Here is a 23733-nt window from a genome sequence, read left to right as displayed (position 1 = left end):
TTATAAGAACAGGGGGACCTTGAATGAATTCACGCATGGTTTCGATTTTACAGCATCTGCTGGCTGCGGACATTCCTGTCAAAAGCGAGCATCTGGCAAAATTGATCCAGGTTACTTCACGCACCGTACGCAGTGACATCAGAGAGTTGGATGAGTTCCTGGCCAAGCATGGAGCATCGGTTCAACCTGTTCGCTCAAGAGGGTATGAACTGAAGATTACAGACGACAGCAGCTTTCGTATGCTGCTGCAGCAATTGTTTATGAACAATGAACCGGAAGATTCGGGATCACCTGAATACCGGCAGCTTTATTTAATCAGGCGTCTCCTGCTTGCCGGAGCGTATTTGAAGCTTGAAGAGCTGGCAGATGAGCTCTATGTCAGCAAGTCCACTGTTCAGAACGATTTCAAAGAGGTCAAGCAGACGTTGCTTGCTTATGGGATTGGTATCGACAAGCGCCCGAACTATGGCATAAAGCTGAGAGGCGATGAAGTACGGTTGCGTTTGTGCATATCTGAATTTGTGGTGAACCGCTCGGATGAAGAGCGCGCCGGAGGAATACAGGATGCGGCTCGCATTGTCTCTCCCCGCGAGATGACGCTGATACGCAGCATTATTCTGGAACAGATTCAGAAGCTTGGCGTGAGCCTGTCGGATGTTGCCTTCAGCAATCTGTCTATTCATATTGCGATCGCCTGTAAGCGGATTCGTGACGGGAACCGGGTCGCGATGCTTGTGGATGAGAAGGAAGAATTCCGGGCCGCTGAGGAATTCCAGGCCGCTGAGCAGATTGTTGCGCTGATTGAACGAGAGCTGGACTTATCTTTTCCCGAAGATGAGGTTGCCTATATAGCCATGCATCTGGCCGGCAATAAGTGGTTTGCGGGGGTCACCGGGGAAGAGAAGGAAGATGCCGGTCCCGAGAAGCTGTTGGATCGCAGGATTTATGAGCTGGGGAAGGAAATCCTTGCTGAAATTGACAGGGACCTTAACTTGAGAATCAGCAGGGATCAAGAGCTGTTGATGGGCATTTGCCTTCATTTGAAGCCGGCGCTGAACCGTGTCAGATACGGGATGAGCATCCGCAATCCGATGCTTGAGCATGTGAAGAGCAACTATCCCCTGGCTTTTCAGGCAGGTGTCATCGGAGCCAAGCTAATTGAAAGTAAGCTCAATATGTTGATTCCCGAGACGGAAATGGGGTACCTGGCTATTCATATCGGTGCAGCCATGGAAAGACAGCAGATGGATATCAGGCCCAAACGTTGCCTGGTCGTATGCACTTCGGGTTTAGGCAGCGCGCGTCTGCTTTATTACAAGCTAAGGAGCAAATTCGGCGAGAGACTGGAGGTTGTGGGGACGACCGAGTTTTACAAGCTGCAGCAGGTCCCTTTGCACAACATTGATTTTGTAGTAAGCACAGTCCCCATCCCACAGCCGTTTTCTGTTCCGGTGATTGTCGTGCAGACACTCCTGGGGGGTGGGGATATGGATAACATTAATGCTTTGCTGAATGGCGAGAAGCCGTATTCCTTCCGCTACATTATGGAGGAACTCGTGTTTCTGAGACAGAGCTTTACCACGAAGGAAGAGATCATTACTTTCCTCGGGGACAAAATGTCTGAATTCGGGTTGATCCGCTCTTCCGAAGGTTTCATCGGCCTGGTTCTGGAACGGGAAAATGCCGCACCGACAGCCTATGGGAATTTGGTGGCCATTCCCCATCCCATCATTCCGCAAAGCAACCGCACGGTATGGGCCATCTGTACACTTAAGTCTCCGATTGACTGGTCCGGCCGGCCGGTGCAATTTATCTGCCTGCTCAGTATTGACAAGAGCGGCGAAGAACCCCAGGCGAAAATGTATCAACATCTGATGGGGCTGGTCGACGATACCGAGATTATCCAGCAAATGCTGAAATGCAAAACGTATGCTGAGTTTGCCAGAATTATTGTCAAACATAAACTGTATTGATGGACCAAGGATCTGTATGGTGTTTGACCGGATTTTCGGTCAGGCAGCGGTGCAGATCCTTTTTATTTTTTTGGCTATGTTAAACTTTGTTGTTGATATTTGATAATTACGAACAAGTGTTCTATAATAAGGGCAATATAACTGTTCGGAGATGATTTGCCCATGGATTTAAAGGAACTGAAAAAGCTTGCTGATACGTTGGACGATAATGGTAAGCGAGAACTTATCTACTTTTTGCAGTCCCGAACCAAGGGAGTGGCACTTCCAGTTCGAGCGATTGATGAAATTCAAGAGCAGAAGCATAAAGATGGACTTGTTTGCCCGCATTACAAAAACCATTCTGTTGTTCGATTTGGAAAGTACGCTGTAAGAACACGCACTGGAGAGGTTAAACGTCAACGTTACCGTTGTAAGTCCTGTCGCCAAACATTCAATGACCTTACGAACACCCCTCTGCAACGAATGAGGCGACCTCATATGTGGGTTCGTTTTATCGAATGCATTATTGAGGGCTTTTCTCTGAGAAAATGTGCAGAGCAGTTAAACGATGAAGTCACGCATGTCACCTTGTTTTACTGGCGGCATAAGATTCTTTCCGCTCTGAAGCAGATTCCAACCGAAGCATTTCAAGATATTGTTGAAATGGACGAGACCTACTTTCTTTACTCGGAAAAGGGTAAGCGGAATATTGCCGAACGCAAGCCACGTAAACGTGGCGGCAAAGCGAAATATCGTGGTATAAGCCACGATCAAGTGTGCGTGCTGGTTGCCCGTGACCGTCAGAAAATGACTTACTCTGGCGTACTTGGGCGTGGACGTATTCGGATTACAAAATTAGACGAAGCGATTGGTGGTCATCTATCTGACTCAAACGTGTTATGCACTGATTCATGGAGGGCATTTAGCTCCTATGCGAATTCAAAAGGCATGACTCATTACCGATTCAAGTCCGACGGAAAACAACGTGTGAAAGGCGTGTACCATATCCAAATAACAAAGTATTTGCAGAATTACTTGGCGTGGTTTCGTTACTTAGACAGCAAGGAATATGAGAATACCGCATCGAATAAGAAAAATATGTTGGTCAAATCGTGCCTGTTTACTGTGACCGACACGAACACCAAACTTCGGCTTTCTGCTTATTCTTGTTAAGCTCCCTCGAAATGATTCAGTTTCCTCACCCAGACTCATGAATTCGCAGGATTTCATCCTGTAGTTAAAGTGATGAAGAGGATGATGAAGGAGCCGGTGGCAGGGAGGTGGAGAATTGGGCATGCGTAAATAAAGGGTGAATAAGGATCACCCATATTGTTCCATTATGTGCACGTCTCCACTTCGCCCTAGCGATTCTCACTCCCATGTCTCAACGGGTCATAGCCCTTTCATTCCTTCGTCACATCTAACTAAGGGGTGGAGGTCGGTCTTTCTAACGGAACGGGTCCGAGCCCTTTTGTTTAACGTCTCCCGATACTCCGTGCTTCTTGTCATCCTGCGAATGCATGAGTCGATGAGGATTGATTGGTTTTATGCTGCTTGTGGGAATACCTTGATCGGTTCGTAAGCGGTACTGCTTTTAGCCAATGCGACTAGCATTCGCGCTACTTTACCGATTAATTTCATAATGGATTTCATCTTCTTCAGTTTCTTTTCCTCTACATTGTAACGATGTGCCGCTCGTATTTCCGGATTTGTCATAACCATACTCATTGTCATGAGATAAAGAAAATGACGTAAACGTGGCCGACCTCGTTTGCTGAGCACCATCTTTCCCCGCCATTTCCCGGAGCTAGCTTCAGCTAGATTTAACCCAGCATGCCGCAGTAAAGCATTTCCGTGCGTATATCCGCTTAGATCACCAGCCTCACCGAGTACACCAGCTAGATTGGTAACATAGATGCCTCGTATTTCAAGGAGCTTCTGTGCATAAGGAATACGCTCAAGAATGAGGCGGAGCTCATGCTCAATTTGTTCAAGCTGGCGCTGGGCCAGGTCATATTCTTCGAGTAATTGCCCAAGATGGAGCTTGTATGCGTGGAGTGCCTGAGTGGCACCCACACTGGATTTCGCAAGTGAAATGAGTAGTTCAGCACGTTTAACTCCAGCATGACGCTTTACATATTGCTTCCAACCGCTAAGGACCTGTTCCGTATTTAACAGGCGGATCTCTTTAGGCAAGGGGAAGAGTCTGAGTGTTGCGATTGCACTGGTGCAAGTAAGGATTTTAAAGACCTGACGAAGTTCAGGGAAAACAATGTCTACCCAGCGATGAATCTGATTAACCGCAGCGTTGAGGCGCTTGGTAACCGTCTCTCGGTTTGCCATTAAAATACGTAGTTCCTCGTATTCTTCGGGATGAAAACGAACGGGGGAGTAGTACCCGTTTTTAACCATGTCTGCTATGACAAGCGCATCTTTATGGTCACTTTTAGACGGTGTATTATCCCGGTTTTCCTTGTTCTTTTTGACGAGATGAGGATTAACCAGTACGGGCTCCATGCCTTGATCGAGTAGCCAATGTGCCAGGCTAAACCAGTAGTGGCCAGTGGGTTCCATACCAACTATGACGCTGCTAAGTTTGTAGGATTTGAGTAGATCTTGGATCCAGCGTTCGAACAGATCGAACCCTTCACGATGGTTACCGAATTCGAGCGGAGTGCCCAAAGCAATCCCACGAAAGCTGACTGCGCGGGCCACATGGACTTCTTGGGCGATGTCTACACCTATGACCAAATGATGAACGGTAATGTTTTCTATGAGTTGATTTTGCTTATCTTGTGCCTTAAACTTCATGATAGAGCGACCTCCTGATGTGGATTTTAAGGGCTTTTGACCCGTTGCATAATCCCATCGTACAGAGGCGCTCGTTTTTGTTCAAACTCCAAATTATTCGTATTACAGGAATTCTAACGGGAAACGATTGCCTATGAAACTAATGAAATACTGGGAGAGTGACAAGAGATGAACAATAGAGAAAGATTTTCGAACCGGGTCGATTCATATTTGAAGTACCGCCCGAGCTATCCGAAAGAGGCTGTTGATTATTTGTACGACTTCGTCGGTTTGCGTTCAAACAGTAAAATAGCAGACATCGGTTCAGGTACAGGAATCTTTTCAAAGCTGCTTCTGGAACGCGGAAGCTATGTGACCGCGGTCGAGCCGAATCAGGCAATGCGGGTAGCCGCCGAGCAAATGTTAGAAAGCAATCCGAACTTTCAGACTATATCAGGTTCTGCAGAATCTACTGGATTACCTGATCAGTCGGTTGAGTTTATTGTCTGCGCACAAGCGTTTCACTGGTTTGATCGCTTAGCAACGCAAACCGAGTTCCGTAGAATTCTACAGCCGGGCGGGAGAGTAATACTAATCTGGAATTCCCGTCTTACAAACGGTACTTCATTTCGTGAAGAGTACGATCAACTGCTTCATACATACGGAACAGACTACGAAAAAGTCAATCATAAAAATATTTCTCAGACGATGCTTCTCTCTTTTTTCAAGGAAGGTACGATGCATGAAGTGCGATTCAGAATGAGTCAGGAGTTCGATTTCGAGGGCTTGAGAGGCCGGTTGCAATCATCTTCCTACAGCCCTGTACCCGGGCATCCGAATTACAATCCGATGATGACGGAACTGCGAAATCTATTTGATAGGAATAATCAGGATGGTATCGTTCTATTTGATTATGAAACTGAGATATTTTGGGGAGAAGTATAGATCGAGCTTCGATTATAGAGAATCACGGTTATTTAAATTTTTGGCTATGTTTAAGTACAATGTTGATTCTGGACATGAAAATAACCGCATTGTCTAAAAATGCGGTTATTTATGCTGGGAGCTCTCTTAAGCCATTATTTATTAAGCATATTGTATGGCTAATCTTCTAATGAAACTCCCATGTATTGTGCTGCTTCGTCAGAAGTCATTAGTGCTTTTGTTTGAGTAGTGGTATTTAGAGATTTTTCTAAATATTCTTGGCTTTTCAACCCATTAGATACTACCCGAGCTGATAAAATAAGATAGGAAAGGATATTCTTGTCATCCAAATGACATAAATTATGTCGTTTCTATTGACATAAATTATGTCGTTTCTATTGACATAAAATATGTCTTGAGATATTGTATAGACATAAATTACGTCGAGGAGTGATTGCATGAATAAGCATGAACAGGTCCAATCCAAAACAGTGTTGGAATATATGGTCATGATTAACGAACAATCCTATTCAGGCATTGGCCGTCAGCTTCAGATTACACCGCAGCAGTTTTCCGATTGGATTAAAAAACGCCGGCCGATTCCACAAGAACGGCTGCAGGCGCTCGCCGATTATTTTGGTGTGGATGGAGCTATATTCGTAGATAACAGCAATTTCGCAAAACCAATGACGCCTTTGGGGAAAATCGAACTCCATATCCTATTAGTGGAGCAAAAGGTGGCACAGCTTGTAGAGGAAAGGGCTGATGAAGAAGATATTGAACCTTATAGAGAAAAAAAACAGAAGCTTCTTAAGGAGAAGGCTGACCAGCATCGCCTAGAAAGAATTGCTGCCGCACTTCAGCAGAATGACGAACGAATCGACTGGATATTTGATATCGTACTAGCTGAGCTTGATGCGGGACAGGTTGAAGAACTCGAAATGAAGCTGGAAATGGGAAGGAACCGACCATGAGTACTGCAATTTACTTCGGCGGGGATGGAACCCGGTTGCTTGCAAAGAATCAGGATATTCCTTACGCAGGAGTGTACATATTCACGAATAAGCGTGGTGTTGCCAAAAGCGCACTAGTGCAACCGCCAAATCAGCCAGCAAAATGGATTTCTAGATACGGAAGTCTGACCGTCTCGCAAGTTGGCAAAGAAATGCCTAACTGCGGTTTCAACGAAGCAGGTCTCGTAGTGGAACAGACGACACTATGGCAATCTACTTATTCGAATGACGAGGAATTACCTGCGATCGGTGAGCTACAGTGGATCCAATTGCTACTTGATACTTGTGCCACGGTGAAAGAAGCAGAACTAGCGGCTTCACTGGTCCGAATTGTAGAGCCGATGTCACGGTTGCATTATATGATAGCTGACCGCACTGGTGATTGCGCAATATTCGAATTTATAGACGGAACCATGCGTGTATACAAAAGCGACAGTTTGCCGTTTCCAATTATGGCGAACACACCCTATTCCGAGGCGATAAGAGACTTGGAAGACGTAGATGAGTGCTGGAGGGGCACGTACAGCGATTACGAATACAACTCCATGGAACGTTTTGTGGAAGGGGCGGCTCATCTTACTGGTGGGTTCCCTGCTTTCAAGAATGACCGACTCAAATTCATGCTGGAAACTTTACAAGCGGTTCGGCGGAAAGATACTGCTTTCAGTCTGATATATGATTTGCAACAGATGCAACTTCATTTTACGTCGAGCCTTTATCCTGAATTGAAAACGTTTCGGCTTAGTGAGGTGGATTTCTCCGCGCACGCAACGACAATGGCGTTGAACCTTCAGCAGCCTGCAGGTAGTAGTGGAGATATTTGTTATGTGTGCTACGATGCGAAATTGAACTATACCGTTGCAAATGCATTTTTCAGGGATCCCGCTCTAACTAGTGCGTTCGGATGGAATATAACCGATGAAATGATTAACTTTTTCGCTGCATTTCCCGATAGCTTTCCGAGCAACGGGAAACGTTAGCTCAATAATAACAAGAAGGCAGCTGATCAACGTGATCGGCTGCTTTTGTTAAACTAACTGGCAGATTAGTTTAATAATAGGCAGTTACAAAGACTAACAGCAACCCATTTATCAGGAGGCTGTTAGTCTTTGTTTTGCACAATATGAGATGCACATGGACTACTGAAGACTGTATGATATCAACCAATTCATTGAGTGTCACTGAGATAGGTAACAAGAAATGACGCGGCCGCTGCTCAAACAGTCTCCTGAGCACTTGGCTTAACGGATAATATTTCCCATACGCTCATTAGTTGATTAATGGCAGAGTCAATTGACTCGTATGGAACATTGTCCCGGGCTTGTGTCGAGATTCCTCGAAGAAAGGTGTCAAATAAGGTGACTAGCATGGAAACATCCGTGGAATCAGGCAACTCACCATTTGCTACGGCCTTGTCTATACAATCGTGTAGCCAACTGCGGACCTTCTCACGCTCCTTGGAGAGCATCTCTCGTATGTGTTTATGCTCGGGAGAACAGGATACATCAGACAAAACTAGAAGACAGCCTAATGGGTGGGACTTCTCTGTTTGCATTTGTGCCGATCGCCTTAATCCCTGCTCAATAGCTTCCTTCGATGTTATGCTTGTATCCCTGAAACTTTCTGAAACCTGTCCATAAGTTGAGATATAATGTTTCACTACTTCGCGGAACAGCATTTCTTTGGATTCAAATGCTGCATAAAAACTCGCCGCAGATATGTCTCCCATTGCTGCGCGCAACTGAGCAAGTGAAGTCGATTCGAAGCCATAATCCCAGAACAGTATCATTGCGGCAACAACCGCTTCGTCTCGATTAAATGATCGGGGGCGTCCCGTTCGTGGCATAAGATAACCTCCTTAATTAATTCTATACTATTCGATCCATAAATAATTGACAAGTGAATGTGTTATGATTAATATATGGAATGATTGATCCACAAATGCATCTTAAGGAGGAAATAAAATTGTCCCAACGTTCATCATCCGCGGGTAAACTTCAATCTGCCGACGCTTCTGTTAAGCTTCCCTGGCTTGCTCTGCTGGCGCTTGCTATGACAGGATTCATCTGCATTCTTACTGAAACCATTCCGGCGGGGCTACTCCCACTAATAGGAGAAGGGCTAAATATTTCTAAGGGGTTGGCTGGTCAACTGGTAACTTCTTATGCGATTGGTTCCATAGTGGCCGCAATTCCGTTCGCCATGTTTACCAGCGGGTTTAGGCGCCGTCCGCTGTTGCTCGCCATTATAGCGGTATTCTTGGTATTTAACACCGTCACCGCTCTGTCGGCCAGTTATGTGTTGACACTCATCGCTCGTTTCTTCGCCGGTATGGCTGCCGGCGCCGCATGGGGGATGATCGCCGGTTACGCACGGCGGATGGTGCCAGAGATCTTGAAAGGACGTGCTTTGGCAGTTGCGATGGTGGGAACTCCAATCGCTCTTACGTTCGGAGTACCATTGGGCACCATGCTCGGTGACCTGATTGGTTGGCGTGCCGTTTTTGGACTCATGTCTCTTCTCACTCTTATTTTAATTGGTTGGGTGCTGTGGAAAGTTCCGGATTATTCAGGGCAAACTACAAATCAAAGAATGACCTTTAGGCAAGTGTTTGTTATGCCCGGCTTACGTTCAATTCTTATAGTGGTGTTTACCTGGATGTTGGCACACAATATCTTATATACGTATATCTCACCCTTTCTCGAGCCAATCGGACTCTCAGAGCGTGTCGATCTTGTCTTGCTGGTCTTCGGAATAGCCGCACTTATCTCCATCTGGATTGTCGGACTGTTAATTGACCGTATGCTACGCCCTCTTGTATTGATCAGCCTAATTGGTTTTGTGCTTGTGTCCGTTGCCCTATGGGTGGGCGGCACATCAGCACCGATTGTCTATACAGCAGTTGTGTTATGGGGACTGACCTTCGGCGGTGCTGCCACGTTGCTGCAAACCGCCCAAGCTAATGCAAGCGGTGAAGAAGGCGTGGATATCGCAATGCCGATAAATACCACAGTATGGAATTTGGCCATCGCTGGCGGAGGAATTGTTGGTGGCGCGTTGCTAGAGCATGTTGGAGTTCAGTCTTTTCCGGTGGCGCTATTGATCCTGCTACTTGTTGCATTGATTATCGCTTGGAGTGCGAAGAGACACGGATTCCCTAGTAAGCAGTGAAGTCCCTCATCGCAGGATAGTTACAATTTGTAGCTCTATAGCGTTAAATCACTAGCATTATTCTAATTTTCAGTAAATGGAACAATGTGGTAAAGTGGAATGATGGGACAAGTAATCAACAAAAAATAGAGGAGGCAACAAATATTTCATGGGCAACGACTTATACAGAAAACTAGGTGCATCCTTTCTAATTTCCGCTGGAGTAATCTATGCTATTGAACGTGTGGGCTCTTTGATAGCTCGTAGTCAAGAAATTGTAGTGTTATACGAAGCGAATATGTTCGATGCCCTGCCTGAAACTCATATTACAGGCTTCTTCGATAATATCTTTGTGCCAATCCTTACGTTCCTCGGTATGATACTTTTCGTATATGGGTTCCCGAAAAAAATAAAATGAGGTAACTCACTCAATGCGATGGGAACACATTATGTATAGTACAGCGAAGCACTAACAGGAAACGTTAATGAAAAAGTGGTTGCTTTATTCACCGCTTGGGCAAAAAACTCAATCTTTATGATACTTAATAAAGTGACAGAGGAGGTGCTTAAATGGCGGAAAGAAGATGTGGTATTGTCAAATGGTTCAAAGAAGATAAAGGTTACGGACGGATAATGCTAGACGGGCAGGACGATAACCATGTGTTTGTTCACTTTAGCGAAATACGACCAGACCCTATTAGGCTACCGAACGGCTTTCGGTTTCTTAAAGAGGGTCAAAAAGTTGCGTTCGACCTATTCGAGTTCCCGAGTATGGTTGATTCTCAGCGTTGGACAGCTAAGAATGTGCAAATTTTAGAGGACTAAAGAATCGAGACGTATTTCCTAAATGTATGGACTTTCGGGACCCATAATTAAGCTAACAGGCAGGATAATGCTGGTAAATTCCGAATTTACTTATGCTAACAATGATTAATGGGGGGCAGTCCATGGAAAGAAGCAAATTGTATGTTTATCACATTGTCACGAGAAGAAAAATGGACATTGGGCAGATAATTAGCTTTGACAAAAACCAAAAAAACACTTTATATCACTTCTTTTTTGAGAAGGAACAGATGAATTCCAAAGGTGAAGACTTTATTCAAATATTACACCGTCATTATACAAATGACGGCTTTAAGTTGGATAAAGAGAATGCAGATGTAGTTATTAGATATGCGGAACAAACAATCAGAGCTACTAGAGAAGTAATAGTTGAAATGGTCAGATTGCAAGAATATCCTGAATATCCTTCACGGTTGTCTTGCTTATACGCTGCTAAGAGCTATGAAGACGCTCTGAAATGGAAAGAACTTTTTGATTCTTATCATCGAAATGTTTTGCAGATCGTTAAACTTCGGGTTACTGGGAATATCTTTGAAGGAGACGGTAATCTTTTACCAAAGGAAGATGGAATTGCTTTCTCCCGAAAAATCGAACAAGCCAGAGAATATTGGAAAGGCAATGTAAATAACGAACTTCCTGAGCTGCTGATTAATGGGGAAATCGAAGTAGTAGAAATTATTGATGAATTCTCCACTTAATTTCAACAAAAGCGCTGAAAAAGCAAGCTAGAATTAATTGCTCTAAGATCCCCCGCTTATTCACTATAGGGCAGGATTGTATAGCAAGTTGTTTCTGAAGAAAAAAACAATAAACTGGTAGTGTAAGAGGAAATAAAGTAGGGTGGTTATCATATGAAGAAGATTGGTTGTTTGCATGCCCACTACTCAAATATTGAGTATATTCAAAAAGCTATTGCTTCAAATGATTTGGAATTAGTACACTTTGTAGACCCTGGATTAATGAGCAGAATTGCGTCAGATCAAAATTTCGATTTAACAAAAGCCCAAAACAAAGTGAATGAGCAGATTGAATGGATAGCAAATACGAATGTTGATGCAATTCTAATTACATGTACTAATTACATTGCTATTCTCAACGAAGAACAACTTAAGACATCAGTCCCAATAATAAAAATTGATGAGCCATTTATCCATCACGTTTGCAATATAACAAAGCCACAGATGCTACTATTTACTAATCCAGCAACAGTCGAAGGAACCATGAAACGGCTTAATGAATTTGCAACCACACACGCAAAACCAATTAATATTGATGTTCAAGTCATTGAGAATACCTTCGAGCTAATAATGCAAGGAAAGAAGGAGCAGTATGTGAATGAAGTATCAAACTATATAAAGGGTTTGCTTGTCTCTGACCCCAACAAGACCATTTCTGTCGCTCAATTATCCATGGTTGAAACTGCTGAAAAAGTTGAGCGTGAAATGGATGTGCAAATTGGAAATCCATTAAAAACATTGTTAACATATCTTGGATAGAGGTTGAAGTTTAACTTGAAGGATGATTCCCGTGAATAGGGCGATTCTTTGTTTTAAGGGAATCTAGGCAACGATTTTGATTTGAATTACATTGAACTCTAACGGAGAACGATAACCTAATAATGACGTGGAGGCAGCCGGTCACGACGATCGGCTGCCTTTTTTAACCGAACGGGCAGTATAGTTGAATAACCTATCTTTGATATACTTAGTTTATATTGTGGAGGAGAAGGAGGCGGGGTATGAAGCAGCTTTATATAAAGCAGAAAGTATTCAGTCTAAGTGGAAAATTTACGGTAAAGAATCAGCAGGAGGAGGATGTTTATTATGTAGAGGGCAGTTTTATGCAAATTCCAAAGACGTTCTCCATTATGAACACAACAAGAGATGAAGTCGCACTTATTACGAAAAAGGTGTTCAGTTTTTTACCGAAGTTTTTTGTTGAGGTTAATGGTCGAGAGGTGTTAACGATTAAGAAGGAGTTTTCTTTCTTTAAAGCACGCTATACGATTGATTCGGCTGACATAGAGGTACATGGTAATTGGTGGGACATGGATTTTCAGGTCTTACAGCATGGAGTAGTCATAGGTGAAGTGAACAAGGAGTGGTTCACTTGGGGAGATAGCTACAAGATTCAAATATTGAATGAGGAGATGGAGGCAATCATGATTGCGTTCGTTGTCGCAATTGATTGTGTGAAGGCTGACCAAGCTGCTGCTTCTCATCAGTGACTATTTTGTCTAGGTCTTACAATATGAAAGGGGGAATGGCGTTGATTGAACATAGCAATCTTGAAGAATATCAAGATCCGGTAAATTACGATCTTGAATTTGACGGTGAAATTGAAAAATATCAGTTCTATCTTGAGCTTGCTAGATCGAGTCCTGGGGAAGTGTTAGAGCTTGCTTGTGGTACAGGCTTAACAACGATACCCCTGTCGAAAGCCGGCATAACGATGACCGGTGTAGATATCTCTTCAGCGATGCTCGCATATGCGCGGTTGAAGGCGGAAGGGTTGACTGTTACTTTTATGGAAGGTGATGCCCGTACCTTCGAATCGGACAAGCGATTTTCAATGATTTATTTGACTGGTAATGCATTTCAGGCATTCATAAGTGATCAAGATCAAATTGATTTGCTCACGACCGTTCACAAACATTTACAACTCCATGGAATCTTTGCATTCGAGACCCGTAATCCGGAGGGAACGGATTTATCCGATCAAGAGGAGACAGAATGGGGATCATTCATAGATAAGGATGGGAATAACGTCAAGGTATCAGGCACACAATGTTACGATGCTAGACAGCATGTCATGCATTGGGTCACGATGCGTGATTGGGGGGATAAGCAGACGATTTCCCGAATTGCTTGTCGGTTCACGGATCAGGATACGCTGCATTCTTTATTAACCCGTCACGGCTTTCGCGTCGAACATCAATATGCTGATTGGGATAAGACGCCGTTCTCTCCGTCATCTTCATCTATCATTAGCGTTTGTAGGAAATGTTAGGAGAGACGCAATGCATTGCAATAGAAAAAATCCCCTCAGGTCGAGGGGATTTTTGGTGATCCTAAGTTTAGCATACTTTTCGTATTAATAATTCAATGACAAAAAAATCGTTGGAGATGAGTGTATGGATATAAACGTAAGGAAGGCAAGAATTGAAGATGCTAATGACTTGTCTGAATTAATTTTATTGGAACTGATTCCAACATTGAAAAGATGCAAAATCAGGTTTTAGTTCACAATTTTCAAATTCCGTTCCTCAAAAATTTCTTTGGCAACAAAAACGGCATTAAGAACTCTTGGAAAACCAGTATAGGGAATGCAATGCATAATCGCTTCAATTACTTCATTGGGTGTAAGTCCTACATTGAGAGCTGCGTTGATATGCACGTTTAGCTGTGGCTCACATCCGCCTTGTGTTGTAAGCGATGCGACCGTTATTAGCTGACGCTGTTTGAGATCAAGCACTTCCCTTGAGTATATCTCTCCAAATGCAAATTCAACAACGTACTTTCCCAGGTCGGGAGCAATGTCCCTCATTGACTCAATAACACGTTTTCCTCCTTCACCATCTATTTGCATTAGTTTTTCCCAACCACGTGTATAACGTTCATTTGACATATATTATTCCTCCTCTGTGTAACTTGAATTAAATGTTACACTTTAGAGTGCACTCTAAAGCAATGGCTTTTTTTGATGTGCTATAATAATATTTATGGAACCTAATTTTTTTACAATTCAACAAAACTCTGAAATGACAGGGCTTACTGTTCACACATTGCGCTATTACGAGAAAATCGGATTGCTTTACGGGATCCATCGAGATACAAGTGGGTATCGCCAGTATTCAGAGACTGATATCTCGTGGATCCATTTTTTACTCCGATTGCGGGTAACAGGAATGAAAGTCAGTGATATGAAGCGTTTTTCTGATCTGCGAAGTCAAGGAGAGGCTACAATAAGTGCAAGACGAGAGCTGTTGGAAACCCATCAAAAAAACGTTCTTGTTCAAATTAATGAACTGAAGAACAACCTGAAGATGATTGATGAAAAGATAGAATCTTATAAATGGATGGAGGGGCAAGACAGTAAAGAACAATGTCTATTCGTTCCTGATAATTGATAGACCGCCCCTTGCTCATAGCTTTCGCTTCCCCTTCTTCACCCAATCTGAGAGTTGTGTTCGTTCAAATAGCGGTTTATTTATTAAACCTGTCTAATTGAAGGGGAGTATATCAAAATCGATAGCCTGTTCCGTGATTATAATAGCGAGGTTACGAACTTCACCTCCGGAAAGCGGCTATCCGGTCCTTTCATTAAGATTCCGCTTTGATTTTTCAGATACATATCGAAGAAATCCAGCATATAGGTATTGATAACGGAGTTCGCTCTTTCGGGCGCAATCTTTCCTGTAGCGCCCAGCATTTTGAAAATCGGAGTAATGAACTGTACGTCGGCAAAATTCAAATGCTCCGTATTGTCGATATAGAGGACTTGTCCCCCTTCGTTGACCGTTTCGCGCCTCCGTTCAAGCTCCAACTTTTTATCTTCCGTTACTTGATCCTCCCACTCTCTTGTTGAGCCCATACGGTTAAGCTCTGCATCCGTGTAGACCCGGTTATCCATCACCATTTTTAATTTTTCGAATTCGCTTTCCGAGTTGATGAACAAAAACGGCTTTCGCAGACCCTCTCTGTCACGCAGTCGATAAAGCCCTCCATCAAAGTCTATTCCAACCGCGATTCGCGGATCGTAAGAAGCGTCATAGGCCGTCGCTCCGCCGATGGAATGACCGAACACCCCGACATGACCGAGATCAATCCTCCCTTTTAGATGACTTGGAATCTGCCCCGATTGGATGAGTTCGAATTGGTCCAGCGCAAACGCCACATCGCCGGTTAAAACTTTTCCCAACTTGTCGCGATTTCCGCTTTCCGTCCGGTAATCATGGTCGGGCGAGAATAAGTCGTTGGTTGTGCTGGTCGTGATTCGACCGTCCGGAAACTCAGTTGCAAATGTATTGTAGGTGTGGTCGATCACTGCCACGATATATCCGTGACTCGCGAGATTTTCGGCTTGCGACGTGTGGAGGAACCTGGAAGAGCCGAAGCCGGGATTCGCAAGGATCAGCGGGTATGAAGTCTGTGCCGAAGAAACTTCGGCCCCCGAATAAGCATGACTGGATACGTACTTCAGGTGTTGAAAAGTAAACCCGGGAAGGCCATAGTTCGCGGACATATAACGTAAAATCTGGGTATCGGGAATAAAGGGAGCGTACTTGCCATTGCCAGCTTGAGCCGGATACCATACCTGAACCATCAATTCTCTCTTACCATCTCTGGCTTCGTCGAAAATCTCTTCCCTATTTGTATCCACGAAATGAAAAGTTTGCGTTCCTACCTTAAATTCGCCTGTCGGTTCAGGTAGTTTATATACAGGAAAAGCATACATGAGACCCGCTGTTACGACCAGCATTATCGCTATAGCGGTATAAGCTGAACCCAACATGAATCGTGGGATTTTTTTTTGGCCGGTTTTTTTAAAATAGCTATAACCTGAAATGGCTAAAAAAATGATCGTTATGCAATATGGGGGGAATAGCTGAACTCTGTATCCTTCCACCGTCCAATGAATGACCAGTAGAAGTGTGGCGATCCCGCTTGCAACGAATACTGGAATTCTACGCCTTCCTTTTTTTAATAGGATTGTTAATGCAAATAAGCCGATGTTTGACAAAAAAAGCAACAGTTCAAACAGCCTCATCTCGATTCTCCTTTTTAAAAATTCTTTTTTCATTTGTTCCAATCTTATCCTGCCAGGCTGGCCTGAGCTATCGATCTGCCTTACATCTACCTTACAAGTTTGAAATTCGATCTTGCGGTATTGGAGGACTATAATAGATTCCAACGGAACCTAATCCAGCCTATTCAAACTATAGAAACACAGTAAGTTCCAATCGCTCTTCGGCGAAGGCATGCTGTTCGCCAAGCTATTCATGATGATCGGAGCCGATGTGTTGCAGATAAGCCCGCTGCCATACTACATGCCAAGCAAAACAATTCTGCTCACTCTGTCCGCATTCGTGCTGATGTTTCTCGTCATCTCCGTGTTCTGCCTTCTTCTTGCCGGTCACATTTTAAATATCCGTTTTCTTTGGCACACCGAAGTTTTGGATTTATGAATGGATAATATTTAAAAACCATATCTGTTCGGGATAGCTGCTTGTCAAGAAAATGCAGCGTATTGATACACGATTATGAAGCTAACTGAGGACGTCCAACGACTGCAAATTTCAAATAGGTGCTGATAATATGAAGAAAAGCACAAGGGAAATCAATGTTCGAGATAAAAAATACGTTTATGTTATTAACCAAAAGTACCACCAAGGTGCATGCGAAATCACTCTTTCTATATCATTAAAGGAACTGAAGAACATAACATGTTCCTTCCACTTTTGTACATGGGATGACCCGATTTCGGGAAGCCCTCTGTTAGTTGGTGTTCACTTAAAGAAAATAACCTCGGGTGATATTGAAGGTTTTAATTTACATTACCCAGGAATAGTTAAGCAGTTTGTTTTATATGGTTTGGAAAATGGGTGGAATGGATCAAACAGAATTGAGTTTAATGATGGGCTGGAAATACTCAGTAATATGGGATATGACGTGTTATGGCTTAAACCAGGACACATTCAGCATTAAGTTACGTATTCCCATGCCAAAACAGATTTAATAAACTCGATTATGGAAAAGTTAGGGCTAATCTAACGGGATACTAGTATGCGTTGGATATTCCTTATTTTACGGCAGGAGATGATACTTTGAAGTTTTTTATTGATTGGCTAAACCGCAATCGAATACGTCGATGCGAAGCCTGTCGCACTGAGCTTAGTATTTATGCATATTCCTCCGGTGAATCGCAGATTTTGTACTGTGTTGCATGTAATGAATTTTATTATAGGGCAAACCCTAGCTCTCCCATATTTAAGTATGAAGTTCCCGAGGGGCTCTTAAAGATATGGGAAATGGACCCTTATAATAGATATTACACAGGGATTCCAATTAGCGAAGCATACGAACCCAAGTGGATTAAATTTCTCCGTAGATTATCAAAATAGCGGGACACGATAGTTCAAACACGATATGTAGACAGCCAGTCAGTACGATCGGCTGTCTTTGTTGAATTGCCTACAGAAACCCCTTTTCTCTCAATAATTTTTCTGTGCTTTCCCACAACCTGCGCTGCATTGCATCATCTCCTCCGGGAGAGACTGGCTCAATGGATTGTCCTGTTCCGACATTAAAGTATCCACCCGTCTTAATTAGATATTCCGGATCAACAATTAATCGGGTAATAATATCGGTTCCTCTTCGCGGATCTCCGAGGTGCAGGGCTTTCAACAATCGTTCGAGTACGGGGGCGAACCAAAGTTCTCGTCCGAGTCCGGTAACATTAAATCCAGGATTCAGTGCATTTACGCTAATACCCGTTCCTGACCACCTCCGCGCAAGTTCAGCCGAAAACATAATATTTAATAATTTGGTTTTTCCATAGACAGGGGATGAGCCGCGAGCGGTAAAGGGAGTTGTATCTGTTAAATCCTCTGGTAGCTTCAATATACCGTGACGGCGTGAAGCTTCAGAGGCAACATTGACAACTCTGGCATGGCTCGAGTTTTGCAGGGAAGGTTTTAGAATCTGTGTTAAAATCCAGGGAGCGAAATAATTGACGGTAATCATCTCAGGAAGACCCTCGGGGGTGATGCGAGGCTTAAAAGCATGAATCCCCACATTGTTCAACAGCACATCGATTTTAGGATATTCGGCAGCTATTTCACTCCCAACCCGTGAAACATCCTTAATTGACGAAAAGTCTCCATAAAAGAAATCAATATTCGCTGAAGGTGCCTGCTCCTTAATGCGTTCTCTCGTGATTTCAGCGCGTTCTTTACTCCGGGCAGTCAAAATAAGGTCAAATCCGCGTTTTCCTAATTCGAGCGCGACAAGCTGCCCAAGTCCACTGGTAGCACCAGTAATGACAACATTTTCTTTATTAACCATCGTCATTTCTCCTTCCTATGATACACTTTAAGAGTGGATAATCACTATAACCTGCCTATTAATTAGTTGACATATATCCACTATATTGATTTAGTTGATATATGTCAACTATTTGAAGGCTTGATTTAGACCTAAAGAAAGGTGAATAAGAATGAACGAGATAAACGTACCTAGGGATAGACTTGAGATTGAATTGGGCGAACAGCTTAATGCTCTCATTAGTTCTGCACATGCATTAAATGTAAAAGCCGCTGCTAAATTCGATTCCTCCATACAGCCTGCTGCCTTCCATCTTGTTCGCTGGCTGTATTCCTATGGCGCCACTAATGCCGCCGCTTTAGCTGAATCAACAGCAATGGATCGAAGTTCGGTCAGTCGCCTCGTCAAACAACTTCAAGCTTTGGGATATGTAAAACGAGAAACGTCGGCTAATGATGGACGGGGAGTTGTATTATCTCTTACCGATTACGGGCAACAAAAAGTTTTAGATGCGCTGAAGGAAAAAGAGTCTGTGTACTATGAACGGCTTTCGGACTGGAAAGATGCAGAGCTTCATGATTTCATCCAAAGGCTGAGGCACTTTAATGGATTTCGTAGTTAAAGTGGAACTCTTAACGCATTGCCAGAACAATTTGTAAAATCGAGTAGCACAAGGAGTTTTGTTGTTCCGCTAACAGAAAACGTTAGCTCAATAAAACAGCGGCAGTCCAGGACTTTTTTTCGTCCACGGCTGCCGCTGTTTTTATATTGAAGGCTAGTCTAATGCTTTATTTACTTTATTCTTGCTGATAAATGCGGTAATTTCCGCTTAAGGCCAGCAGACTGAAGAAATACAGGCAGTTGTCGTAGTACCGGCGGACCCCGCTGCGCAGAGGCGTATTCCAGAAGAGCCTTGCGAACGGCTCCGCATCCGGTCCATCGGCAGCGAGCGAGGCCATGGCCAGAGTAGCAAGGAGTCCGACGGGATGCAGTGCCGGTTCCTCGAACGGATGGCCGTCAATGGTGTATCGGCGGTAATCCGCAGGTTCAATGTCCCGGAAGAATTGCTGAATCCGGTTCGACTGCTCGATCTGCCAGGGATCGCTGCGGAACCATTCATAGTCCAGCGCAATATTGGCCGCTACGCGGTAGGCATCGCTGAAGAAATGCCGGAAATCGCCATGGGGCTGAGGAGCTGCAGGTGTGCCGTCGAAATTTGCGTATTCCGGGGAAAGGCCGGTTACCGGATGGCAGGCTTGATGCAGGTAGACTCTGCTTGCTTCCGCAGCCTCCTTCCAGAATGTGCGGTCCTGCTTGTCTGCCTCCCGGGCAAACAATTCGTAGAAATGAGGCAGATGGTAGGAAGGATCACTGAAAGGAGACTCAGGAACGAACTTGATCAGCTTGTTCGCCGGGTCCCACATCGGGTCTCCCTCACCTTGTTCTCCCTTATGCACGCAGGCGCGGAGAATCGTCTTCGCCTGTTCAGAATAGTTGTACGGCTCCGGCCCGTCACCCCAGCGGCTGGAGGCGAAGAACAACGCCATCGCGAAGAATTCTTCACCGTCTGGTGCGGGGCCTTGGGACAAACGGCTGCCGTCCGGCTTGCAGTGCCAGGCAAAATAATCCTTGTAGCGTCCTTCCGTATGCTGCATGAACACCTTGGAGAAAAGCCACAGCCGGTCGAATTCATCTTTCTTATTCATTTGCACAGCCATCATCATCCCGTAGGACATGCCTTCGGAGCGCACATCGGAATTTCCGGTATCCAGCATATAGGCTTTATCGTTGTCCGCCGGATAATAGATCCGCACATCGGGAGCCCCGTAGAACAAATCGTTCCACGCCTGATCAAGCCTTGCTTGGATCTCCTCTTCCGTATAGCCAATCTCTCTGAACAGATTTCTATATTCATGCGTGTAATAAGAACCCTCTTTGCTAATGTTCATAGCACCCTCCAGTAGAACTGATTTTGCCCAAAGTATAGCATGGCGGAAGGTGAACAAATTAAAGCGTTTTCCCTGAAAAATATAGTTCAAACCTATTTTGATAAAAAAATAAAGTCTGAATAAATTACATTATATGGTAAAAATCCTTGACATGCATATGATAGAATTTATTTAAGAGTGTTTTTTTTGTTCAAATTAGGAGGCCTTATGCATAAATATATAAGTGTTCACGGAGCCAGGGAAAATAATCTGAAGAATGTCAGTCTTAACATCCCACGCAACCAATTCGTAGTTTTTACCGGGGTAAGCGGATCGGGCAAATCGAGTCTGGCTTTTGATACGTTGTATGCCGAAGGACAAATGCGTTATGTGGAATCGCTCTCGTCCTACGCCCGGCAATTTCTGGGGCTTAGGGGCAAGCCGGATGTCAATTCTATCGACGGACTTTCACCTGCCGTAGCCATCGAGCAAAAGACGACTTCAAACAATCCGCGTTCAACAGTGGGGACAGTTACAGAAATTTATGATTATCTGCGTTTGCTGTGGTCCAAGATCGGAATTCCCCATTGCCCCTCCTGCGGGAGAAGGGTTGAACGCCAATCTGTGGATCAGATTGTGGAACAGATCAGCAGTCTTCCTATCGGAACCAAATACGAAATACTGGCTCCCGTCGTCCGTGACCAAAAAGGAGAGCATCAGCATGTATTCGAACAGGCCAAACAAAATGGATATGTCCGGGTCCGGGTGAATGGGGAGGTTCATGACTTATCCGGTGAAATACGCTTGGACAAAAATAAAAAACATCAAATCGCAATAGTGATTGATCGTCTGATAGTGAAGGACATAGATGTTCAAAGGCTGTCAGACTCCCTGGAAACGGCATTGTCGCTCTCAGGCGATCTGGTCGTTATTCGTCAAACCGCCAGCGGTGAAGAGACCTTATTCTCGCAAACCTATGCCTGCCCTTACTGCTCGATCTCACTGCCGGAGTTATCCCCGCGTATGTTCTCGTTCAACAATCATGAGGGTGCTTGTCCGGCCTGCTCCGGTTTGGGTTCGCATTTGAAGGTCGATCCGGGCAAGGTTATTCCTGATAAAAGCCGCTCGATCAACTCAGGCGGGATTGTGGCCAACGGCTGGAACAATGTCAAGAGTAATTCCTTTTGCAAAATGTACTATGAAGCGCTCGGAGCAAGGTATGGCTTTGATTTCGACACTCCGCTAGGCGAGCTTACGGAAGAAGCACTGGATGCGCTGCTGTATGGAACCCGTGGAGAGAAGCTTGAAGTGTACCATCCCAGTGAGGCCTTAAGAAAATATGTGAAAGAATACTTTGAAGGCATTGTGAACAATCTGGAGCGGCGTTACCGCGAGACACCCTCTGAGGCGATGCAAAAAGAAATTGAAGAGTACATGTCCGTATTGCCCTGTCCGGATTGTCACGGTGACCGCCTGTCCCCAGTTGTTCTTGCAGTTACTGTTAATGGGTTGAATATATCGGAATTCTGCAGCTTATCCATTGACGCGGAACTGCAATTGATTAGAAATCTGAGCTTGTCGAAGGAACATTCCAAGATTGCCGGTTCTATTCTTCAGGAGATTGATTCCAGATATCAGTTCCTGAACAACGTAGGGCTGAACTATTTAACGCTTTCCAGAGCTGCCGGAACTTTATCGGGCGGTGAAAGCCAGCGCATTCGTCTGGCGACGCAGCTCGGTTCCGGGCTGATGGGCGTACTGTATATTTTGGACGAGCCTTCGATTGGGCTGCATCAACGGGACAATGACCGCCTGCTGCTGGCTTTGAAAAAAATGCGTGATCTCGGCAACACCTTAATCGTCGTGGAACACGATGAGGATACCATACGGCAGGCGGACTGGATCGTGGACATTGGTCCTTATGCCGGTATGAATGGCGGTGAAGTGGTGGTGCAGGGGGGACTTGAAGACATCCTGGCGGAGTCCCGCTCCATTACGGGCCAGTATCTTTCCCGGCAAAAGCAGATCCCCGTACCTGAAACGCGCCGTGCCGGAACTGGACAACAGCTAACCATTACAGGGGCAGCCGCCAACAATTTGCAGGGGATTCATGTGTCGATTCCGCTCGGTACGTTCACTTGTGTCACAGGGGTTTCAGGCTCAGGTAAGTCTAGTCTGGTCAACGAAATCCTGTACAAAAAGCTGGCAGCATCGCTCAACAGGGCTCATACCGTTCCCGGAGCTCACCTGAGCATAGAAGGAATGGAGCATCTGGACAAGATCATCAATATCGACCAACAACCGATCGGACGCACCCCGAGATCCAATCCGGCCACCTATACAGGTTTGTTTGATAATATCCGCACGCTGTTCTCGCTCACCAATGAAGCGAAGATTCGTGCTTATGGCCCGGGACGGTTTTCTTTCAATATAAAAGGGGGCCGTTGTGAGGCTTGTGCGGGCGAAGGATTGATTAGGGTGGAAATGCACTTTCTCCCGGATGTCTATGTGCCCTGCAGCATTTGCAAAGGGCGAAGATACAGCCGTGAAACGCTTGAGGTCCACTATAAAGGCAAGAGTATTGCGGATGTACTGGAAATGACGGCTCAGGAAGCAGTTCAGTTTTTTGAGAATATTCCTAAAATCCGCAAAAAGATCGAAGCGCTCTGCAGCGTGGGACTCGGTTATATTAAACTCGGGCAATCGTCCACCACATTATCCGGAGGGGAAGCGCAGCGGGTAAAGCTGGCAGCAGAGCTGCTTAAGCCGGCAACCGGGTCTACTATTTATGTCATGGATGAGCCGACGACCGGGCTGCATTTTTCAGATGTGCATCAATTGATTGATGTTCTGCATTCGTTAACCGATGCGGGCAATACCGTAGTCGTTATTGAACATAATCTGGATTTGATCAAAAATGCAGATTACATCATTGATCTGGGACCTGAAGGTGGAGCGGAAGGCGGAACGATTGTATGCACAGGCACACCGGAGCAGGTAGCTTCTGTTGAAACGAGCCATACAGGCCAATATTTAAAAAAAGAGCTGGATAAAAGTTGTGTGCAGAGTGGATGAAAGGAGCATTGCC

Annotated in this window: 22 protein-coding genes and 1 pseudogene; 17 read left to right on the top strand and 6 right to left on the bottom strand. The window is 44.7% G+C overall.

The window, feature by feature from the left end; translation table 11 throughout:
* The first annotated feature begins 23 nt into the window (after positions 1-23).
* Together H70357_RS25145 and H70357_RS25140 are read left to right on the top strand one after the other, a co-directional pair.
* The gene (locus H70357_RS25145; protein ID WP_038595272.1) at positions 24-1973 is read left to right on the top strand and encodes a BglG family transcription antiterminator; all 1950 of its coding nucleotides are present in this window, start codon (positions 24-26) and stop codon (positions 1971-1973) included.
* 162 nt (positions 1974-2135) lie between these two features.
* Positions 2136-3125: an IS1595 family transposase gene (locus tag H70357_RS25140; RefSeq protein WP_052092243.1), complete on the top strand. Its 990-nt coding sequence runs from the start codon at positions 2136-2138 to the stop codon at positions 3123-3125.
* Between the two features lie 372 nt (positions 3126-3497).
* Here the strand turns inward: H70357_RS25140 and H70357_RS25135 are convergent, their stop codons facing one another.
* A complete protein-coding gene (locus H70357_RS25135; RefSeq protein ID WP_038587943.1) occupies positions 3498-4763 on the bottom strand; it encodes an IS110 family RNA-guided transposase in 1266 nt (421 codons plus the stop codon).
* A gap of 168 nt (positions 4764-4931) precedes the next feature.
* Between H70357_RS25135 and H70357_RS25130 the strand changes: the two genes are divergently transcribed.
* From H70357_RS25130 to H70357_RS34530, 3 genes are all read left to right on the top strand, one after another.
* Positions 4932-5687 carry a class I SAM-dependent methyltransferase gene (locus H70357_RS25130; RefSeq protein ID WP_038595269.1) on the top strand — a complete coding sequence of 252 codons (756 nt, stop codon included), beginning with the start codon at positions 4932-4934 and terminating at the stop codon, positions 5685-5687.
* Positions 5688-6124: 437 nt separating this feature from the next.
* Complete coding sequence (locus H70357_RS25125; protein WP_038595267.1) at positions 6125-6640, top strand: helix-turn-helix domain-containing protein; 516 nt, start codon at positions 6125-6127, stop codon at positions 6638-6640.
* Entirely contained in the window at positions 6637-7659 is a 1023-nt protein-coding gene (locus H70357_RS34530) for a linear amide C-N hydrolase (protein ID WP_052092242.1), read from the top strand. Before H70357_RS25125 ends, H70357_RS34530 begins: the two co-directional genes overlap by 4 nt.
* Before the next feature lie 236 nt (positions 7660-7895).
* Here the strand turns inward: H70357_RS34530 and H70357_RS25115 are convergent, their stop codons facing one another.
* On the bottom strand, positions 7896-8525 hold the full coding sequence (locus H70357_RS25115) for a TetR/AcrR family transcriptional regulator (RefSeq protein WP_038595264.1): 630 nt from the start codon (positions 8523-8525) through the stop codon (positions 7896-7898).
* Positions 8526-8644: 119 nt separating this feature from the next.
* On the opposite strand from H70357_RS25115, the gene H70357_RS25110 reads away from it, so the two are divergent.
* From H70357_RS25110 to H70357_RS25080, 7 genes are all read left to right on the top strand, one after another.
* The gene (locus tag H70357_RS25110) at positions 8645-9850 is read left to right on the top strand and encodes an MFS transporter (protein WP_038595262.1); all 1206 of its coding nucleotides are present in this window, start codon (positions 8645-8647) and stop codon (positions 9848-9850) included.
* 148 nt (positions 9851-9998) lie between these two features.
* Entirely contained in the window at positions 9999-10247 is a 249-nt protein-coding gene (locus H70357_RS25105; RefSeq protein WP_038595260.1) for a hypothetical protein, read from the top strand.
* 152 nt (positions 10248-10399) lie between these two features.
* Positions 10400-10654, top strand: a complete 255-nt coding sequence (locus tag H70357_RS25100; RefSeq protein ID WP_038595257.1) for a cold-shock protein — start codon at positions 10400-10402, stop codon at positions 10652-10654.
* Positions 10655-10776: 122 nt separating this feature from the next.
* The gene (locus H70357_RS25095; RefSeq protein ID WP_038595255.1) at positions 10777-11370 is read left to right on the top strand and encodes a DUF2441 domain-containing protein; all 594 of its coding nucleotides are present in this window, start codon (positions 10777-10779) and stop codon (positions 11368-11370) included.
* Positions 11371-11523: 153 nt separating this feature from the next.
* The gene (locus H70357_RS25090; RefSeq protein ID WP_038595253.1) at positions 11524-12168 is read left to right on the top strand and encodes an aspartate/glutamate racemase family protein; all 645 of its coding nucleotides are present in this window, start codon (positions 11524-11526) and stop codon (positions 12166-12168) included.
* A 242-nt stretch (positions 12169-12410) separates the two neighbouring features.
* Positions 12411-12899: an LURP-one-related/scramblase family protein gene (locus H70357_RS25085; RefSeq protein ID WP_038595251.1), complete on the top strand. Its 489-nt coding sequence runs from the start codon at positions 12411-12413 to the stop codon at positions 12897-12899.
* 41 nt (positions 12900-12940) lie between these two features.
* Complete coding sequence (locus H70357_RS25080; RefSeq protein WP_081965916.1) at positions 12941-13681, top strand: class I SAM-dependent DNA methyltransferase; 741 nt, start codon at positions 12941-12943, stop codon at positions 13679-13681.
* Positions 13682-13909: 228 nt separating this feature from the next.
* On the opposite strand, the gene H70357_RS25075 is transcribed toward H70357_RS25080, so the two are convergent.
* Complete coding sequence (locus H70357_RS25075) at positions 13910-14299, bottom strand: carboxymuconolactone decarboxylase family protein (protein WP_038595249.1); 390 nt, start codon at positions 14297-14299, stop codon at positions 13910-13912.
* 94 nt (positions 14300-14393) lie between these two features.
* Between H70357_RS25075 and H70357_RS37220 the strand changes: the two are divergent.
* Together H70357_RS37220 and H70357_RS37215 are read left to right on the top strand one after the other, a co-directional pair.
* Positions 14394-14543, top strand: a pseudogene (locus H70357_RS37220) (MerR family DNA-binding transcriptional regulator); the annotation flags it as partial.
* Positions 14544-14579: 36 nt separating this feature from the next.
* A complete protein-coding gene (locus H70357_RS37215; protein WP_379141409.1) occupies positions 14580-14801 on the top strand; it encodes a hypothetical protein in 222 nt (73 codons plus the stop codon).
* Between the two features lie 137 nt (positions 14802-14938).
* Here H70357_RS37215 and H70357_RS25065 read toward each other — a convergent pair whose 3' ends face one another.
* Complete coding sequence (locus tag H70357_RS25065) at positions 14939-16441, bottom strand: alpha/beta hydrolase family protein (RefSeq protein ID WP_038600417.1); 1503 nt, start codon at positions 16439-16441, stop codon at positions 14939-14941.
* A gap of 548 nt (positions 16442-16989) precedes the next feature.
* Between H70357_RS25065 and H70357_RS25055 the strand changes: the two genes are divergently transcribed.
* Entirely contained in the window at positions 16990-17379 is a 390-nt protein-coding gene (locus H70357_RS25055; protein ID WP_038595242.1) for a hypothetical protein, read from the top strand.
* 486 nt (positions 17380-17865) lie between these two features.
* Here the strand turns inward: H70357_RS25055 and H70357_RS25050 are convergent, their stop codons facing one another.
* A complete protein-coding gene (locus H70357_RS25050; RefSeq protein WP_038595239.1) occupies positions 17866-18738 on the bottom strand; it encodes an SDR family NAD(P)-dependent oxidoreductase in 873 nt (290 codons plus the stop codon).
* A 151-nt stretch (positions 18739-18889) separates the two neighbouring features.
* On the opposite strand from H70357_RS25050, the gene H70357_RS25045 reads away from it, so the two are divergent.
* Entirely contained in the window at positions 18890-19339 is a 450-nt protein-coding gene (locus H70357_RS25045) for a MarR family winged helix-turn-helix transcriptional regulator (RefSeq protein WP_038595236.1), read from the top strand.
* A 175-nt stretch (positions 19340-19514) separates the two neighbouring features.
* On the opposite strand, the gene H70357_RS25040 is transcribed toward H70357_RS25045, so the two are convergent.
* On the bottom strand, positions 19515-20666 hold the full coding sequence (locus tag H70357_RS25040; RefSeq protein WP_156130941.1) for a family 8 glycosyl hydrolase: 1152 nt from the start codon (positions 20664-20666) through the stop codon (positions 19515-19517).
* A 207-nt stretch (positions 20667-20873) separates the two neighbouring features.
* On the opposite strand from H70357_RS25040, the gene uvrA reads away from it, so the two are divergent.
* The gene (uvrA, locus tag H70357_RS25035) at positions 20874-23720 is read left to right on the top strand and encodes an excinuclease ABC subunit UvrA (RefSeq protein ID WP_038595235.1); all 2847 of its coding nucleotides are present in this window, start codon (positions 20874-20876) and stop codon (positions 23718-23720) included.
* Positions 23721-23733: the final 13 nt, after the last annotated feature.

The organism is Paenibacillus sp. FSL H7-0357 (genome assembly GCF_000758525.1).
GTDB lineage: Bacteria > Bacillota > Bacilli > Paenibacillales > Paenibacillaceae > Paenibacillus_AQ.
The sequence above is the reverse complement of the archived record's forward strand: the minus strand, read 5'-3'. Positions and strand labels throughout refer to the sequence as shown.